Source organism: Kribbella speibonae (genome assembly GCF_004331375.1).
GTDB lineage: Bacteria > Actinomycetota > Actinomycetes > Propionibacteriales > Kribbellaceae > Kribbella > Kribbella sindirgiensis.
Genome location: NZ_SJKC01000001.1, coordinates 405,885 through 421,926 on the forward strand (window position 1 = coordinate 405,885; position 16,042 = coordinate 421,926).

General features: G+C 69.2%; 14 protein-coding genes. 4 read left to right on the forward strand and 10 right to left on the reverse strand.

Features of this window, described 5'->3' with window-relative positions:
- Nucleotides 1-4: 4 nt before the first annotated feature.
- Both E0H92_RS02045 and E0H92_RS02050 read left to right on the forward strand, forming a co-directional pair.
- Nucleotides 5-397 (forward strand): DUF2784 domain-containing protein, encoded by a 393-nt coding sequence (locus E0H92_RS02045; RefSeq protein WP_131467035.1) that lies wholly within the window; start codon nt 5-7, stop codon nt 395-397.
- A gap of 29 nt (nt 398-426) precedes the next feature.
- Entirely contained in the window at nt 427-1,065 is a 639-nt protein-coding gene (locus E0H92_RS02050; protein WP_131495198.1) for a permease prefix domain 1-containing protein, read from the forward strand.
- Here the strand turns inward: E0H92_RS02050 and E0H92_RS02055 are convergent.
- Nucleotides 1,045-1,371, reverse strand: a complete 327-nt coding sequence (locus E0H92_RS02055; RefSeq protein ID WP_131467037.1) for a PadR family transcriptional regulator — start codon at nt 1,369-1,371, stop codon at nt 1,045-1,047. The two genes, E0H92_RS02050 and E0H92_RS02055, sit on opposite strands and share 21 nt — an antisense overlap.
- Before the next feature lie 73 nt (nt 1,372-1,444).
- Between E0H92_RS02055 and E0H92_RS02060 the strand changes: the two genes are divergently transcribed.
- Nucleotides 1,445-3,790 carry an MMPL family transporter gene (locus E0H92_RS02060; protein WP_238173274.1) on the forward strand — a complete coding sequence of 782 codons (2,346 nt, stop codon included), beginning with the start codon at nt 1,445-1,447 and terminating at the stop codon, nt 3,788-3,790.
- A gap of 101 nt (nt 3,791-3,891) precedes the next feature.
- On the opposite strand, the gene E0H92_RS02065 is transcribed toward E0H92_RS02060, so the two are convergent.
- The 8 genes from E0H92_RS02065 to E0H92_RS02100 form a co-directional block, all read right to left on the reverse strand.
- Nucleotides 3,892-5,016, reverse strand: coding sequence for an N-acetylmuramoyl-L-alanine amidase (locus E0H92_RS02065; protein WP_131467041.1), 1,125 nt, complete (start codon nt 5,014-5,016; stop codon nt 3,892-3,894).
- A gap of 35 nt (nt 5,017-5,051) precedes the next feature.
- Nucleotides 5,052-5,369 (reverse strand): thioredoxin, encoded by a 318-nt coding sequence (trxA, locus tag E0H92_RS02070; protein ID WP_131284454.1) that lies wholly within the window; start codon nt 5,367-5,369, stop codon nt 5,052-5,054.
- Between the two features lie 32 nt (nt 5,370-5,401).
- Nucleotides 5,402-6,385: a thioredoxin-disulfide reductase gene (gene trxB, locus E0H92_RS02075; protein ID WP_131495199.1), complete on the reverse strand. Its 984-nt coding sequence runs from the start codon at nt 6,383-6,385 to the stop codon at nt 5,402-5,404.
- Nucleotides 6,386-6,481: 96 nt separating this feature from the next.
- Nucleotides 6,482-7,240 (reverse strand): anti-sigma factor family protein, encoded by a 759-nt coding sequence (locus E0H92_RS02080; protein WP_131495200.1) that lies wholly within the window; start codon nt 7,238-7,240, stop codon nt 6,482-6,484.
- A gap of 124 nt (nt 7,241-7,364) precedes the next feature.
- A complete protein-coding gene (sigM, locus tag E0H92_RS02085) occupies nt 7,365-8,093 on the reverse strand; it encodes an RNA polymerase sigma factor SigM (protein ID WP_238173275.1) in 729 nt (242 codons plus the stop codon).
- Nucleotides 8,090-9,751 (reverse strand): protein kinase family protein, encoded by a 1,662-nt coding sequence (locus E0H92_RS02090; protein ID WP_131495201.1) that lies wholly within the window; start codon nt 9,749-9,751, stop codon nt 8,090-8,092. The genes sigM and E0H92_RS02090 overlap by 4 nt, the downstream gene beginning before the upstream one ends.
- 103 nt (nt 9,752-9,854) lie before the next feature.
- The gene (gene murJ, locus E0H92_RS02095; RefSeq protein ID WP_131495202.1) at nt 9,855-11,501 is read right to left on the reverse strand and encodes a murein biosynthesis integral membrane protein MurJ; all 1,647 of its coding nucleotides are present in this window, start codon (nt 11,499-11,501) and stop codon (nt 9,855-9,857) included.
- Nucleotides 11,494-13,779, reverse strand: coding sequence for a hypothetical protein (locus E0H92_RS02100; protein WP_131495203.1), 2,286 nt, complete (start codon nt 13,777-13,779; stop codon nt 11,494-11,496). Before E0H92_RS02100 ends, murJ begins: the two co-directional genes overlap by 8 nt.
- A 24-nt stretch (nt 13,780-13,803) precedes the next feature.
- On the opposite strand from E0H92_RS02100, the gene E0H92_RS02105 reads away from it, so the two are divergent.
- Nucleotides 13,804-15,264, forward strand: coding sequence for a CCA tRNA nucleotidyltransferase (locus tag E0H92_RS02105; RefSeq protein WP_420323492.1), 1,461 nt, complete (start codon nt 13,804-13,806; stop codon nt 15,262-15,264).
- Here E0H92_RS02105 and E0H92_RS02110 read toward each other — a convergent pair.
- Nucleotides 15,239-16,033 carry an aminotransferase class IV gene (locus E0H92_RS02110; RefSeq protein ID WP_165549667.1) on the reverse strand — a complete coding sequence of 265 codons (795 nt, stop codon included), beginning with the start codon at nt 16,031-16,033 and terminating at the stop codon, nt 15,239-15,241. The two genes, E0H92_RS02105 and E0H92_RS02110, sit on opposite strands and share 26 nt — an antisense overlap.
- Nucleotides 16,034-16,042: the final 9 nt, after the last annotated feature.

Sequence of the window (16,042 nt, forward strand, 5' to 3'; positions counted from 1 at the left end):
TCGCATGATCTGGCGGCTTCTCGGTGACGTGATGTTCGTCCTGCACGCCGCCTTCCTGCTGTTCTTCGTGATCGGCGGCTTCCTGGCCTGGAAGTGGGCGAAGCTCATCTGGGTCCATCTCGGGATCGTGGTCTGGAACGTCGCCATCGTGATCGTCGACTACGACTGCCCGTTGACGGGCGCGGAGAAGTACTTCCGCCGCAGGGGCGGCGAGACGCCATACGAAAGCGGCTTCATCAACCACTACTTGGACGGCACCATCTGGCCTGAAGGCGCGACGCCGATCGCGGAGAAGGTCGGCTTCGCGCTCGTGGTGATCGGGTACGTCGGGTTCTTCGTCGTACGGCACCGCCGCCGTATCAAGCTCAGGGGTGAGTCAGTGGGACCCCGGACGTGAGGGGGCGGCGGTCTCCTCATACTGGACACGTGCCCATCGACGAGTACCTCGCTGCCCTGAGCAAGGAGCTCTGGGGGCCTCGGCGACGCAAGGCGGACCTGCTGGCCGAGGCCCGCGACCACCTGACCGACGCCACCGAGGCCTTCGAGGCGGACGGGCTGGACAGGTACGACGCCGAGAAGCACGCGGTGGCCGACTTCGGGACGCTCGAGGAGGTCGCGCCCGGTTATCGCGCGGACCTCGCCGTCAGCCAGAGCCGGCGTACGGCGGTGTTGCTGTTCGCGGCGCTGATCATCCAGCCGATCGTGTGGCGGGAAGGCGCCTGGAGCTGGAACAGCGGCCCGGACGATCCGAATCCGCTGAACGACCTCCTGCAGGTCCTGGTGCGGAACGTCGGCACGATCGCCATCGCCGGTGCCGTCCTCGCGGTCGTTGCTGCTGGCATCGGTCTGCGAAGCCCCTTCGTACGGACCCACCTGACACGGGCGACCACGCTCTTCGCGCTGGCGAACGCCGTGACGATCGGCGGGATCGGCGTCCTGATGGCGCTGACCAGCCCGCATCCGAACGGTCTGCTCGACCTCAGTGTGGTCGGGACGTTCGTCGTGCTGCCGCTGGTGCTGGTCGGCCAGCAGGCCGCCCGCGGCCTACGGCTGGCCCGGGCGTAACACGCCTTCCACCACCGCGCGGAACGTCACCCACTCCTGCTTGCCCGAGGCAAGCATCTTCACGCCGGCACTGGTGAGCTGGTAAGTACGGCGTTTCCGCCCGCCGACCGTGCTCCACTCGCTGGCCAGGTAACCGGCCCGCTCGAGTCGCCGGAGTGCCGGATAGAGCGTGCCGGTCGGTAGATCGAGCTCCCCGCCGCTGCGCTCCAGCAACGCCTCCATGATCGCGTAGCCGTGCAGCGGTTCGTGCTCGACGACCGCCAGGATCATCGGGTCGAGGTGTCCACGCAGCGCATCCGCCTTCATGTAGCCAGTCTACTCATATGTCTGTTACCGTCGAGAGGCGACATGTAGCCAATCTACTTATCAAGGACGCACCATGACCGTGGACACCGAGATCCGACCGGCCACCCGGCCCGGTCTGCTGCACCGGGTTTCCGGGTGGGCGATGCGGCACGCCGGCCTGGCCCTCCTGCTCTGGGTACTGGTGCTGGCCGCGGTCATCGCCTCGGCGACGGTGGTCGGCGCCAACTACAAGAACGACAACTCGTTGCCGGGCACCGACTCCCAGCGGGTGACGGACATCTTCACGGAGCACCAGCCGAAGGGCGACACGGCGTCGGTCCAGCTCGTCTTCCGGGCCGACGGCGGCCTCGACGGGGAGAAGACGCGGATCGCGTCGATGCTCGCGGTGGTCCGCGGTCTGCCGCACGTCGCCTCGGTCGCCGACCCGTTCGCGGGCCCGGGTGCCATGTCGACAGATCGACGAACCGCCTACGCGACGGTCGGTCTGGACGTCACGGTGGCGGACATGCCGGTGGACGACGTACGGACGATCATTCATCGGGCGCAGGACTTCGCGCGGCCTGGCTTGCAGGTCGAGGCCGGCGGGGATCTGGCGCGGAGCGCTGCCGAGAGTTCGGGTGGCGCGTCCGAGGGCGCCGGAATCCTGGCCGCGCTGGTGATCCTGGTCTTCCTCTTCGGATCGTTGCTTGCGGCAACACTTCCGCTGCTGACCGCGGTGTTCGCCGTCGGCAGCACAGTCGCGCTGCTGATGCTCGCGTCGCACCTGTTCACGGTGCCGGAGTACACGACGCCGGTGATGATGCTGGTCGGGCTCGGCGTCGGCATCGACTACGCGTTGCTGATCTTCTCGCGCTACCGCCACGAACTGCTGAAGGGCGAGGCCGACGCGAAGGTCATCGCCCTGGACACCGCGGGCCGGTCGGTGATGTTCGCCGGCTGCACCGTCGTCATCGCGTTGCTCGGCCTGCTGGCGTTGGGACTCGGTTCATTGCAAGGCGTCGCGCTCGGGGTCACGTTGACCGTGCTGATGACGATGCTCGCTGCGGTGACCTTGTTGCCGTCGTTGCTGACGCTGTTCGGGAAGCGGATCGAGCGGAGTGTGCGCAAGCATGCCGCGAAGCAGCGGCGTACTCCTGGCGACGGCTGGCGCAAGCTCGCGGGCGTCGTACAGCGTGGGCCGTGGGTGCCGCTGGTGCTCGGGGTTCTCGCCTTGGTGGCGTTGTCGCTGCCGGCGCTGGGGATGCGGCTCGGGTTCGCGGACGCGGGGACGGATGATCCCGCGAAGACGAGCCGGAAGGCGTACGACCTGCTGGCGGACGGGTTCGGGCCGGGGTTCAACGGTCCGCTGGTCGTGGTGTCGGAGGGGAACCAGACGCAGGAGCTCAGCCAGGCGCTCGCGGCTGATCCCGGGATCGCCGCGGTGACATCGCCGCAGGTGACGCCGGACGGCAAGATCTCCACCGTCCTGGCGTTCCCGAAGTCGGCACCGCAGGACGCGGCGACGAGCGACCTCGTTCAGCGGTTGCGTAAGGACACGTTGCCGAAGCTCGAAGGGACTTACCTGGTCGGTGGGGCGACGGCGGCCGCGGACGACTTCGCGGCCGCGGTGAGCAAGCGGCTGCCGATCTTCGTACTGGTCGTCGTGGGGCTGTCGGCGTTGCTGCTGATGGCGGTGTTCCGGTCGGTGCTGATCCCGTTGAAGGCCGCCGTACTCAACCTGCTCAGCATCGGCGCCTCGCTCGGGGTGATCACGCTGGTGTTCCAGCAAGGCTGGTTCGGCGCGCAGCCCGGGCCGATCGAGGCGTTCGTCCCGGTGATGATCTTCGCGATCGTGTTCGGACTGTCGATGGACTACGAGGTCTTCCTCGTCTCCCGGATCCACGAGGAGTGGCGCCGTACCGGCAACGCCCAGGTCGCGGTCCGCGAAGGCCTGGCGACCACCGGCAGCGTGATCACGGCAGCGGCCGCGATCATGATCGTGGTCTTCGGCGCCTTCCTCCTGAGCCCCGACCGCATGCTGAAACAATTCGGCCTCGGCCTGGCAACCGCCGTCCTCCTCGACGCCCTCCTGATCCGCTGCGTCATAGTCCCGGCAGTACTCCGCCTGCTCGGAAACCACGCGTGGTGGCTACCGAGCAGACTCGACCGAATCCTCCCGAAGATCAAACTCGAGGATCACTCGAAGGGTCGGGCGTGTTCGTGTCGAAGGTGGCCAGCCCCAAAGACTGCCACGCATCGAGGAGGCGCTTGTCGCCGGACGCGACGACAAGATCGGCGTCCTCCAACTGTTCGGCTCACTGACCAGCAGCGGACCGAAACCCGATGTGTCGAGATAGCCGATCACCGGCGCTGCACATCGATGAGCTCCTCGACCGAGCCCTCGGCACGAATCGGGTCAGGTGCGGGCCGCTTCTTCTGACGGGCGGGCTGCACGCGCCCTTGGGTGCGAAGTCGCTCCAGCGTCGGGTGCCCGGCGGGTTGCCCATGGTCTGTCATCGGCGGTGGGGTGCAGAACCGGACTCAGACGGTGAGTTGGCCGAAGCGGAGCATGCCGGTGGCGGCGTCTTGTTCTGGGGGGAGGTAGACGCGCTGGATGGCGACGACGATTGCTTCGGCGATGACGTCACGGAAGGCGGGGTCGGCGAGGCGGGCGGAGTCGTGGGGGTTGGTGACGTAGCCGATCTCCAAGCGGACCGCGGGCATCTTGGTCCGGCGGAGGAGGTCCCAGGTCTTGGCGTGGGTGTGGCAGTTCAGGAGGTCCGTGCGGGCGACGATCTCGCGCTGTACCAGGCCGGCGAACTGCTCGCCGACGCTCGAACTCGCGCCGTGCAGGTCGTTGCCGTAGAAGTACGTCGCGACGCCCTGCGCGGCCGGGTTCATCGAACCGTCGGTGTGCAGCGAGACGCACAGGTTCGCGTCCGTCTCGTTCGCGAACGCGGCGCGCGCCAACTCGTCCGGCCCCTGATCGCGGCCCCGCGACAGATACGCCCGTACGCCGGTGGCGCCGAGGCGACCCTCGATCCGGGCGGCCAGGTCGTACGCGATGTCGGACTCGCGCAGGCCGTAGCCCTCCCAGCCGTAGTCGAAGCCGCCGTGACCGGGGTCGATCACCACAGTCTTGCCGGACAGTCGCGGCCCGGCGGCGCGCACGGCTTCACGCGCACGCAACGCGTCGGGGCGGCCGCCGGTCGCCATCGGCCGGATCCGCTGCAGCGCCTTGAACGTCGACGGGCCACAGGTGCCGTCGGCCGGCAGACCCATGTTGCGCTGGAACTCGGTCACCGCGCGCTGGGTGTCCGCGGCGAAGATCCCGTCGATCCGGGCGACCGCGAACCCGAGCTCCTGCAGCTTCGCCTGCAGGCTCAGGACGTCGTCACCGCTCATCGGGTGCGCCGGGACGTACGTCAGCAGCCGGTCGCCCAGCCGCCAGCGGGCGTCGTCGATCGCGCGGTACGTCTGCGGGCCGACGATCCCGTCGATCATCAGCCCGCGTTGCTGCTGGAATCCCCGGACGGCGTGCGCGGTCGCTTCGTCGTAGACGTCGTGGCCGCCGGTCAGCAGCCCGAGTCGTTGCAGCTTGCCGACGATCTCGGCGACCGCCTCACCGCTGTCGCCGATGCGGTAAACGCCGTGCGGGGATTCCATCAGTCAGTACTCCTTGCCGTGGCGGCGGGCAGTGCTCAGGAAGTGAAGTCGGCAAGCTCCTTCAGCAGCGCGGCCTTCGGCTTGGCGCCGACGATGGACTTGGCGAGCTCACCGTTCACGTAGACGTTGATCGTAGGGATACCGGTAACCCGGTAGTTGCTCGGGGTAACCGGGTTCTCGTCCACGTTCATCTTCAGGAACGTGAGCTTGTCGCCGTGGTCCTGGGACAGCTCTTCCAGGATCGGGGAAACCTGGCGGCACGGGCCGCACCATTCGGCCCAGAAGTCGACCAGCACGGGCTTGTCGCTCTTCAGGACGGTCTGGTCGAACTCGGCGTCAGTGACGGCCTTCATGTAGGTAGCTCCTTCAAGGATGGTTGTGAGGTTCAGACGGAGACAGGCTGGGTGGCGGCCGCCGCGTTCTCGGCGTCCTCCAGGGTGGCCAGGTAGCGCTCGGCGTCCAGGGCCGCGGCACAGCCGGTACCGGCGGCGGTGATCGCCTGCCGGTAGGTGTGGTCCACCAGGTCGCCGGCCGCGAACACACCGCGCAGGTTGGTCTCGGTGCTGCCCTGCTTGACCAGCACGTAGCCCTCGTCGTCCAGGTCGACCTGGCCCTTGACCAGCTCGGAGCGCGGGTCGTGGCCGATCGCGATGAACAGGCCGGTGGCCGGCAGCTCCCGGGTCTCGCCGGTGACGGTGTCCTTCAGGGTCAGGTGGGTGAGCTTGTCGTCACCGTGGATCGTGTCGACCGCGGAGTTCCACTGGAACTCGATCTTGTCGTTGGCGTACGCCCGGTCGGCCATGATCTTCGAGGCCCGCAGCTCGTCGCGTCGGTGCACCAGGTGCACCTTCTTCGCGAACTTGGTCAGGAAGGTGGCCTCCTCGACGGCGGAGTCGCCGCCGCCGACGACCGCGATCTCGTGGTCACGGAAGAAGAAGCCGTCGCAGGTCGCACACCAGGACACGCCGTGCCCGGACATCCGGTCCTCGTCGGACAGGCCGAGCTTGCGGTAGCCCGAACCCATCGCGAGGATCACGGCCTTCGCGCGGTGCTCGACGCCGGCCGAGTCGGTGACGACCTTGATGTCGCCGGTCAGGTCGACCTTCGTCACGTCGTCGGCGACCAGCTCGGCGCCGAAGCGCTCGGCCTGGGTGCGCATCTCGTCCATCAGCGCCGGGCCCATGATGCCCTGCGAGAAGCCCGGGAAGTTCTCCACCTCGGTGGTGTTCATCAGCGCGCCACCAGCGGTGACGGAGCCCTCGAAGACCAACGGCTCCAGTGCCGCGCGCGCGGCGTACACCGCGGCGGTGTAACCGGCCGGCCCGGAGCCGACGATGATGACGTTGCGGACTGCGGTGGAGTCGCTCATGCAGGCGTTCCTCGGGGAGTCGAGATCAGTACGTCGTACTCAACGGATCCTAGAGGCCGACCATTCCCAACGTACCCACCCCACGTCGTTCGAAGCTCAGCGGTTGCGCAGCGTGACCGTGGTCTCGAAGAACGAGGTGGGTACGCCGCCCGGGACACTACATCCGGTGACCGCGAAGACCTGGATCTCATACGGCTTCGCACCCTGCAGCCCGATGATCGTGGACCGCTTGCCGTCGATCTTGGCGGGCTGCACCAGCCGGACGTCCGAATTCGCCTGGCCGGCCGCGAAGGACCTGGCGCACGACTGCTCGTCGGTCGAACCGTGCAGGATCTTCGGGGTGTTGTCGAGCCATCGCTTCGCCGACGAGCCGATGTCCTGGGTGCTGACCGCCACTGCGTCGGCCGGTGGCGTGTTGTGGTCGGCAGCGGCAGCGCCGTCGTTCGCCTGGTCCTTGGTGGCGAACACCACGCCGACGCCGAGCGCCGCGATCAGCACCACACCGGCCGCGGCGCCGAGCAGCTTCGGCAGGTGCCGGCGCGGCTCCTCGCGGATCTGGGCCAGCGAGTGCACCCCGACGGTGGACGCGCGCAGCACCGACTCGGACACGATCACCGCGTCCAGGTGCTCGGCGACGTCGGGCGGGATCGGGATGTCGCTGCGGCCTTCCTCGGCCAGGTCGGCGGTCAGTTGCAGAAGGGCGTCGTACGTCTGCTGGCAGTCGGGGCATGCCTTCACATGCTCACGAGCGCGATGCGCCTCGGGAGCAGGCAGCAGGTTCTCGATCAGGTCGGCGATCGTGTCCGTGTCCAGGTGCTCGAGGTGCTCACTGGTCGGCAGACCGGGATCGGTCATCGGGGGCTCGCCTCCTCACGGGAGGTGCGCGGCCGTAGCAGCGTGGTCATAGGGAAACTCCGGTCGAAGGCGTCAGTCGTCCGGTCGCCAGAGGCAGGCGACTTCGCTAGGACGGGCGACCGGGTCATTCGGTTCCCACCGCTTCCGCGGCGGACTTCTCCGGTACGTCGGACTGCCTGGTCGTCTGCCAGTGCCGCAGCAGCGGGAGCAGCTTGGCGCGACCGCGGGCGCAGCGCGACTTGACCGTGCCCGGGGCGCAGTCGAGGATCGCGGCCGCCTCTTCGATCGAGTAGCCCTCCATGTCGACCAGGACCAGCGCGGCGCGCTGGTCCTCGTTGATCTGCTTCAGGGCGTTCAGCACGTCCAGCCGGCGTTCGCGGACCTCGGCCGGGTCGTCCTCGGCCGGCCCGGCCAGCTCGGCCGCGCGGTCCTCGTCCTCGGGCAGCGGGTCGGCGGCACGCACCTGGCGGCGCCGGATCCGGTCCAGACAGGCGTTCACCACGATCCGGTGCAGCCAGGTGGTCACCTTCGCGTCCCCGCGGAACGAGTCGGCCCGCCGGAACGCCGAGATGAACGCCTCCTGGAGCGCGTCCGCGGCCTCCTCGGGCTCACCGAGGGTACGGATCGCGACCGCCCACATCCGGTCCCGGTGCCGTTTGACCAGGAACCCGAACGAGTCCGGGTTGCCGGACACGTGCATCCGCAGCAGCTCGTGGTCGTCCAGCTGGTCGTAGCTCACCGGCCCGCTCACCGGGGCAGGCTGCGCCGGGCCCTGCGGCACCGGCTCGCCCGCGCCGATGCGCGGGACGTCCGGCCGGGGCGGCGGATTGCCCGAGTCCACGTGAGCGGTCATTTCTGGATCGTGACCTCCGAGATGATGCCCTGGTACCCGTCGGACACCTTCGGCAGCTTGGTCAGCCACACCAGCACGTACTGCGACTGCGTACCGGCCGGCAGGGTCACGTTCACCGTACCCTCGGGCTGGTCCGCCTTGGTCGCCACGGCCTTCCAGCCGTCGATCGACGACGGCGGCTTGGTGGTGTCGCCGCTCGGGATCAGGATCTGGAAGCTGGTGTCGTCACCTTCCAGGGCGACCGCGACGCTCGAGACGGAGGTCTTCGCGCCGAGGTTGTAGTAGATGCCGACGCCCGGCTTGAGGCCGCCGAGGTCCGGCCGCTTCTTGTACGACTGCGTCTTCCAGTCCGTCGACGGGTTGCCGTCGTAGGTGTTCTTGACGTCCTTGGGGTGCTCGACGTCGTCGCCGTCCGGGTCGAAGTCCTTGGCGCTCGCGATCACCGCCTTCCCGCCGGTGGTCGCCGACGGGGTGGTGCTGGTCTGCGGCGGGGCACTGCTCTTCGTCCCGCCGTCGCCGCTGCCCTGGTCGTTGTTCATCGCGCCCTTGAGCAGGAACTGCGCCATCGCGATCACCGACAGCAGGGCCAGGATCGCGAGCAGGATCAGGATCCGGCCGCCCCAGCCGCCCTTGGCCTTCGGCTCCTCGTGCCGACGCCGGCCGTTCCCGTTCGAGGGCGGCGGTGGCTGCCGGCGGACCGGACGGGTGTCGGTCGCCGGGTTGTACGCCGCTTGCGGCTGGCGGTACCCGTTCGGCTCCGAGTCGTACGCCGGTTGCGGGGTCGGGTCGATCGCCGGGGGCGGGGCCTGCGGCACCACCTGGGTGGCGTCGTCGACGCTGCCGTTCTGCCGGGCGACCTGGACGGTCTCGTCCATCTGGTTCGGCGGCTCGTGTGAGCTGCCGACGACGCCGGACAGCGCGGCGGACAGGCCGGCCGCGCTGGTGATCGGCGGAGCGTGGTGCCGCGGCGGGTCACCGAGCAGGCGGTCGCAGATGTCGTCCAGCGAGCGCGGTACGCCGGCGCGCACCTGGCGCGGGCTCAACAGCCGGCCGTGCTCGACGGGCGCGGGCTGCATGCCCCACGCCGGTGCCGGACCGGGCCAGCGGCCGGTCAGCGACGTGTAGAGCAGTTGGCCGAGGGAATGGACGTCCTCCTCCGGCGAACCGGCGCCGGACGACCGCAGCGCCGCCTCCGTGGCGACGCCGATGACCTTGATCGCGCCCGCGTCCGTGATCACCACGGTCGCCGGGCTGATCGCTCCGTGCGCGTAGCCGGTGCGGTGCAGGTTCTCGAGGGCCTCGGACACCTCGCGGGCCAGCCAGCCCGCCTGCTGCCCGGTCAGCGGTCCGGTGCCGAGCATCCGCTCCAGCGTCCGGCCGCCCGCCCACTCGCGAACGCAGTACGTCACGCCGTCGTGCATGTCGCAGTCGAGTACCCGCAGGAACCGCGGGTCGTTCGCCGCGGCGGCCCGGCGGGCGGCGTCGAAGAGCAGATTGGTCCGCGGGTCACCGACCGGCAGGACGTCGACGACGACCGCGCGGCTGAGGACCTCGTCCACGGCACGCCAGACCCGGGCGCCGTCGATCTCCGCGAGCAACTCGGCGATCCGGTACCGCCCGGCCAGGAGGGCACCAGGACTCACGGTCTGGTTCGACACGGTGTCTCTCGCCCTCCTATAAACCACAACGTCCGGATCGCAGGCCCCATGGTAGTGCCCTACTGACCGGACAGGTGGTGCACTAACGCACAAGCGGGCCGGATCAGCGGCGGATCGGCAACTTCGATGTGACCATGGACACGACGTCGTTGACTTCGTGGATCCGGAGTACCCGGGACACACCGGCGTACACGGGCAGCATCACGATCGCCGCGACGCCCAGTTGGAGGACGGCGCCGAGGGGTCCGGACCAGTCGATCACCAGGCTCAGCAGCCACAGAGCCACGCGGCCTGCGCCGGCGCCGGCCACCGCGGCGATCACCATCGCGAGCAGCGGCAGCCCGATCCCGGCGCCCGGGACCCGCGGAACCCTGCGGCGCAGGACCGGGCGGGAGATCAGTACGGCGACCAGGTACGCCAGCGAATACGCCCCGCCGAGCACCACACCGCTGAACCGGAGGTGCGTCTGGTCCAGGAGCACCCGGACCCCGATCACGGCCGCCGCGATGTTCGTCGCCGCGATCACGCACTGCAGGAAGAACGGCGTACGGGTGTCCTCGAAGGCGTAGAAGGTGCGGAGCTGGAAGTACTGCACGGTGAACGGCACGATCCCGAGCGCGAGCGTCATCAACGTGTACGACATCAGCGTCAGGTTGTTCTTGCCCGAGCCGTACCCGGCGATGATCGTCACGATCGGGTACGCGAACGCGATCATCGCGGCCGCCGCCGGTACGACGATCGCCAGCGTCTGCCGGATCGACCGGGCGGACAGCCGCCCCACCTCGGCCGTGTCCCCGTCGGCCGCCAGCGCCGACATCTGCGGCAGGGCCGCGGTCGCGAGCGAGACCGTGACGATGCCGTGCGGCACCAGGATGATCAGCATCGCGGTGCTGTACGCGAACAGACCGGCCTTCGCGCCGGGGTCGCTCGAGGCGCTACCGGCGATCGCGAGCTGGGTGACGACGACCAGCGTCACCTGGTTCACGGCGACGAAGAGAACTGTCCAGATGCCCAATCGGGCAGTGTGCCCCAGACCAGTACCGCGGAGACCGAACTTCGGCCGGTAGGTGTGCCCGCTCGCCTTCAGGTACGGCAGCAGCACCAGCAGCTGGACCGCGATGCCCACCGTGTGCCCGAGACCGAGCAGCAACTCCTCGCCGTGGCTGTACGTCGGAGGGTTGTCGCCGACCCGGTAGATCAGCAGGAAGACCACGATCGACGCGCACGCGACGATGTTGTTCGCGATCGGCGCCCACATCATCGGACCGAACCGGCGCCGTGCGTTCAGCACCTGCCCGACCAGGACGAAGGCGCCGTAGAAGAAGATCTGCGGCAGGCACAGCCGGACGAACATGATCATGTTCGCCTTCTCGGTCACCCGGGACGGGTCGTGCAGCTCCTTCGGCAGGTACAGCTCGGCGATCGCCGGCGCGAGCAGAACACAGGCCACCGTGACGATCGCCAGGACGACGAAGCCGAACGTCAGGATCCGGTTCGTGAAGTCCTGGCCGCCGTCCGAATGGTTCTTGATGGCGCGCACCAACTGTGGCACCAGCACGGTGTTGAAGACGCCGCCGGCCAGCAGGATGTACAGACTGTTCGGGATCGTGTTCGCGGCCGTGAAGATGTCGCCGCGCAGCGCCGTACCGATGGCGGCCGCGAGCAGGGCGATCCGGATGAATCCGAGCAGGCGGGACAGCACCGTTCCGGCTGCCATCACCGCCGCGGAGCGCAGGGTGCGGTCAGCCATCCTTCGAACCGACTCCTTCTTTCAGGGACGCCTCCGGAGCCGGAGCTTCGGGTACGCCGTTCGCCGCGGGGCGATCGTGGGCGGGATCAGACGTGTCGTCGGCCGTGCTGCCGGCCGTGGCCGCGGTGGTCGCGGCGACCGTGTTGCGGCGCTCGGTGCGGACCCGGCGGTAGATGCGGACGAACGACGTACCGAACAGCAGGGCGCACGCGGCGCCGACCAGGACCCAGCCGACGCTGCCGTACTGGCTGGCCTGGATCAGCAGCTCCTGGGACTTGCCGACCGACTTGCCGCTCGCGGTGACGACCTGGGCGTTGGCCCGGATCAGACCGTTCTGCTCGGCGCTCGCGTTGATCCGCGGCGTCCATTTCTGCCCGGGGGCGAGGACGGCCATCTGCGGCGTCCTGATCTTCAGGTCGGACCGGTTCACCGACGTGACCTCGATGCCGACCCGAACCGACCAGTCCGTCTCGTTGGTGATGGTCAGCGGGAACGTGCCCTTGCTGCCGGCCAGGTTGACCTTGATCTCCTTGCGCAGCCCGCGGTCCACACTCGCGTTCACCAGGTGCACCTTGCCGAGCTGCTGGTTGGCCGAACCGAGCTCGATCGCGGTGAAGTGCCGCGCCTCCTCCGGGTAACCCTTCCAGCTCGACGACGTGGACCTGAGCAGCGCCTGCGTCATGACCTCCGGCAACGCGGTCGCGTCGACGAGCAGGTCCTGCATCGTGGTGGTCGCGGCGTCGAGCTGGCCGACGCTGTCCAGCTGGGCTTCGGTCAGTACGCCGTTCGTCTTCGCCGCGGCCGGTGCCCTGGTGGTCAGCGGTTTCGGGTTGGCCGCCACCACGCCGGCCACGTCGGTGGCCTTGATCCACGGCAGCGACAGACTGCCCGCGAGCGCGGCCGTGGCGCGGCCGTCGCTGTCCCAGCCGCGCGGCGGGGCGACGACCACCGACGCGGTGCCCTTGCCGCCGGCCGCGATCAGCGCGGTGACGGCCGCGAACCGCTGCCGGACCTGGAGCGGGCTGTCGGCGGTCTCCGGATCCGGGCCGCCGGTGGTCAAGGACGAGTTGGCGATCACCGCGCGCTCGAAGCGATGCGTGCCGCCTGGCGTGAGTACGTTGTACACGGGAGTGCTGGTCAGCACCGGACGAGTGGCAGCGGACCACGAGGAGCTGCTGATGAGGTTCAGGTCGTCGGGGGTGGAGCCGGCGAAGCCGCCGGCCGCGGCTGCCAGGTAGCGGCTCGCGGCGGCGCCGCCTTCGAGCCAGAGGCCGTTGGTGAATCCGGGGGCCAGCTCGCCGCCGGAGCGTTCGGTCTTCGTCCGGGCCTGCGCGACCAGCTTCTTCAGTGGGTCGCCGGAGTCCACCAGGCCGGCGACGTCCGGGTCGCCGTACGGCAGCAGCACGACCTGGTTGCCACGGGCGCGGCCGGCGTCGAACTCCTTCAGCCAGGCGGTCGCGACGGCCTGACCGGCGCCGGGCGTGGTCTGTCCGTTCTCACCGACGACCACGTAGCCCTTCGCCAGCTGCCGGATCTCGTCCAGCATCGCCGGGTCGACCAGCCAGGTCACCTTGTGCTGCCGGCCGAGTGCGAGCGAGCGGCCGAGCTCTCCGGTCGGCGCCAGCGCCGCGGACAGCGACTCGTTCGCGAAGTTCTTGCCGCCGAGCTGCGTCGGGCGGTGCTGCAGAGGTACGACGAGAGCGGTGTTGACCGCCCGGGTCAGCGGCTGCTTCCCGAGCACCGGCATCAGGGTGCGGGCGCGGCCGGCCATGATCCGGTTGCTGTTCGGCGGCTGGCCCCGGAACGTAACACCGACGACGTATACGCCGGTGGCGTCGAGGATCCGCCACTCCTTCCATGGCACCGTCAGCGTGAACGCGACCGTTTCCTTCGGCGCCAGCGGTTTCTCGAACGGCTGGAAGGTCTGCTCGTCGTCGGTGAGGTTGCTGCAGCTGTCCCGGTCGTTCATCGGGATGTTCTGCTCGGCCGAGATCGCGTCCAGTGCCGCCGTACTGGCCAGGCGAGTGCGGTCGATACACGCGAGCGCCTGCGGCTCCTCGAACGTCACCGAGCTGGTGTTCGTCACCCGGCCCTTGATCACGACCGGCTGGCCGGGCTTCGGCGCGGTCGGGCCGAACGTGTCGATGGTGACCTGGACGGCCGGCTCGTCGGCGGGCGCCGCCTCCGCCTCGGCCGGAGCGCCCAGAGTCGCTGCCGAGGCAGCAACCACAAGGCAGGCCCCCGCCATCGCGGAGAGCCTCAGTCGCCGTCTGAACACGCCGTCACCGTAACCTAGTTCCCCGTGTCACCCTTTGCCGACCAGTCACCCTCCGCCGGATCGTTGCCCGCCGCACAGCGGCGCGCCGTCCAGGCCCTGCTGGAACTCGCTCCAGTGGTCGACGAACTGGGCCACCGGTTCGCCGACGCAGGCCACGAGATCGCCCTGGTCGGCGGTCCTGTCCGGGACATTCTCCTCGGCCGGGGGAGCAAGGATCTCGACTTCACCACGTCAGCGCACCCCGACGTGATCGAGCGGTTGCTGTCCGGCTGGGCGGACCATGTCTGGGACATCGGCAAGGCGTTCGGCACCATCGGTTCCCGGAAGGGCGAGTGGGTTCTGGAGGTCACGACGTACAGGTCGGAGACCTACGATCCCACCTCGCGCAAACCGGAGGTGTCGTACGGCGACAGCCTGGAGGGCGACCTGGCGCGCCGGGACTTCGCGATGAACGCGATGGCGGTCCGGCTGCCGTCGCGGCAGTTCGTCGACCCGTACGGCGGGATGGAGGACGTCGCGCACCAGCGGATCCGGACCCCCGGTACGCCGGAGGACTCGTTCTCGGACGACCCGCTGCGGATGATGCGGGCGGCCCGGTTCGCGGCGCAGCTCGGGTTCACACCCGACCCGGCCGTGGTGACGGCGATGACCGCGATGGCCGACCGGATCACGATCGTGTCCGCCGAGCGGGTCCGCGACGAGCTGGAGAAGCTGATCTGCGCGGACCACCCGCGGATCGGGCTCGACCTGCTGGTCTCGACCGGGCTGGCCGAGCACGTGCTGCCCGAACTGCCGGCGCTGCGGCTGATGAAGGACGAGCACCATCGGCACAAGGATGTGTACGAGCACTCACTCACCGTCCTCGATCAGGCCATCGATCTGGAATCGCGGCTATCGGTGGAGACGCCGGATTTCGTCGTTCGGTTCGCGGCGCTGATCCACGACATCGGGAAACCCAAAACGCTGAAGTTCGAGGGTGCGCGGAAGGTGACGTTCCACCACCACGACGTGGTCGGGGCGAAACTGGCCCGGAAGCGGATGAAGGCGCTGCGGTTCAGCAACGAACAGATCGAGCAGGTCAGCAAGCTGATCGAGCTGCACCTGCGCTTCCACGGGTACGGCGACGGCGAGTGGACGGACTCCGCCGTACGCCGCTACGTCCGCGACGCCGGCGATCAGCTCGAACGGCTGCACATCCTGACCCGCGCCGACTGCACCACCCGCAACCGCCGCAAGGCCGACTCCCTCCGCGCCGCGTACGACGACCTGGAAGCCCGCATCACGCAACTCCAGGAGCAGGAGGAACTGGACGCCCTCCGCCCCGACCTCGACGGCAACCAGATCATGCAGATCCTCGACCTCGCCCCCGGCCGCGAGGTCGGCGAGGCCTACAAGTTCCTCATGGAACTACGCCTCGACCAGGGCCCCCTCGGCGAGGACCGAGCCCGCGAAGAACTCCTCAACTGGTGGTCTCAGCGCTCCTGATCGGCTGGGCGGGCACGGCCGCGTAGGCCTTCGCGAGGACAGCAGCCGAGGCCGGGTGCGGCTCGTACGTCGTGGTGCCGTCCTTGGTGGTGATCGAAGCGACCGGCAGCGCCGGGTCGATGGAGTTGGTGAGGTACGCGGCGTCGTACGTCTTCAGGCCGGCGAGCGGGACCGGGGTGATCGCGTAGTCGTCCAGGCCGCGCTGGAGGACCTGCTGGCGGATGCCGGGGAGGGACGGGGCCTTGGGGAAGACGAGGTGGGGGCCGCGGGCGAAGCAGAGGTTCCAGATGGAGGCTTCGGAGAGTTCGCCGGCTGCGGTGTGGAAGACGGCGTCGTCGTACCCGGCCTGTTCAGCGGCGTGGGCGTAGTACGTGAGGTCGAACGTGCCAGTGTGTTTCAGGTGCGGGACGGCGCGCTCGTGCTGGTAGGCGAGCAGGCGGAGCGGACGGGTGCCGGGAGCCACCGGCGGGCCGACCCGCGTCAGTAGGTGGAGTTCGTCGTCGGCGAAGACGTTCACGCGGATCGAGAGGTCGCCGGTACCGGCGTGGTCGAGGGCCGCGCGGAGGTCGGCGCGGACGCGGTCCTCGGGGAGCGGCCGGCCGAAGACCTCCCGCGTACTGCGGTCCAGCCGCTCGAAGTGCAGGTCCAGCCCGTCGACCTGACCGTCACGCACCTGCATCGAGGTGAAGTGACCGTACGACGTTGCTCGCAGCACCATCGGGTCGACCATCGGTAACGGGGCGCCGTCCAGCAGCAAGAAGTCGCTCACCCGCACTAG

Coding starts and splice junctions, on each gene's coding strand:
- E0H92_RS02045 (WP_131467035.1), top strand. CDS start 5: ATGATCTGGCGGCTTCTCGGTGACGTGATGTTCGTCCTGCACGCCGCC.
- E0H92_RS02055 (WP_131467037.1), bottom strand. CDS start 1,371: ATGAAGGCGGATGCGCTGCGTGGACACCTCGACCCGATGATCCTGGCG.
- E0H92_RS02060 (WP_238173274.1), top strand. CDS start 1,445: ATGACCGTGGACACCGAGATCCGACCGGCCACCCGGCCCGGTCTGCTG.
- E0H92_RS02065 (WP_131467041.1), bottom strand. CDS start 5,016: ATGGAATCCCCGCACGGCGTTTACCGCATCGGCGACAGCGGTGAGGCG.
- trxA (WP_131284454.1), bottom strand. CDS start 5,369: ATGAAGGCCGTCACTGACGCCGAGTTCGACCAGACCGTCCTGAAGAGC.
- trxB (WP_131495199.1), bottom strand. CDS start 6,385: ATGAGCGACTCCACCGCAGTCCGCAACGTCATCATCGTCGGCTCCGGG.
- E0H92_RS02080 (WP_131495200.1), bottom strand. CDS start 7,240: ATGACCGATCCCGGTCTGCCGACCAGTGAGCACCTCGAGCACCTGGAC.
- sigM (WP_238173275.1), bottom strand. CDS start 8,093: ATGACCGCTCACGTGGACTCGGGCAATCCGCCGCCCCGGCCGGACGTC.
- murJ (WP_131495202.1), bottom strand. CDS start 11,501: ATGGCTGACCGCACCCTGCGCTCCGCGGCGGTGATGGCAGCCGGAACG.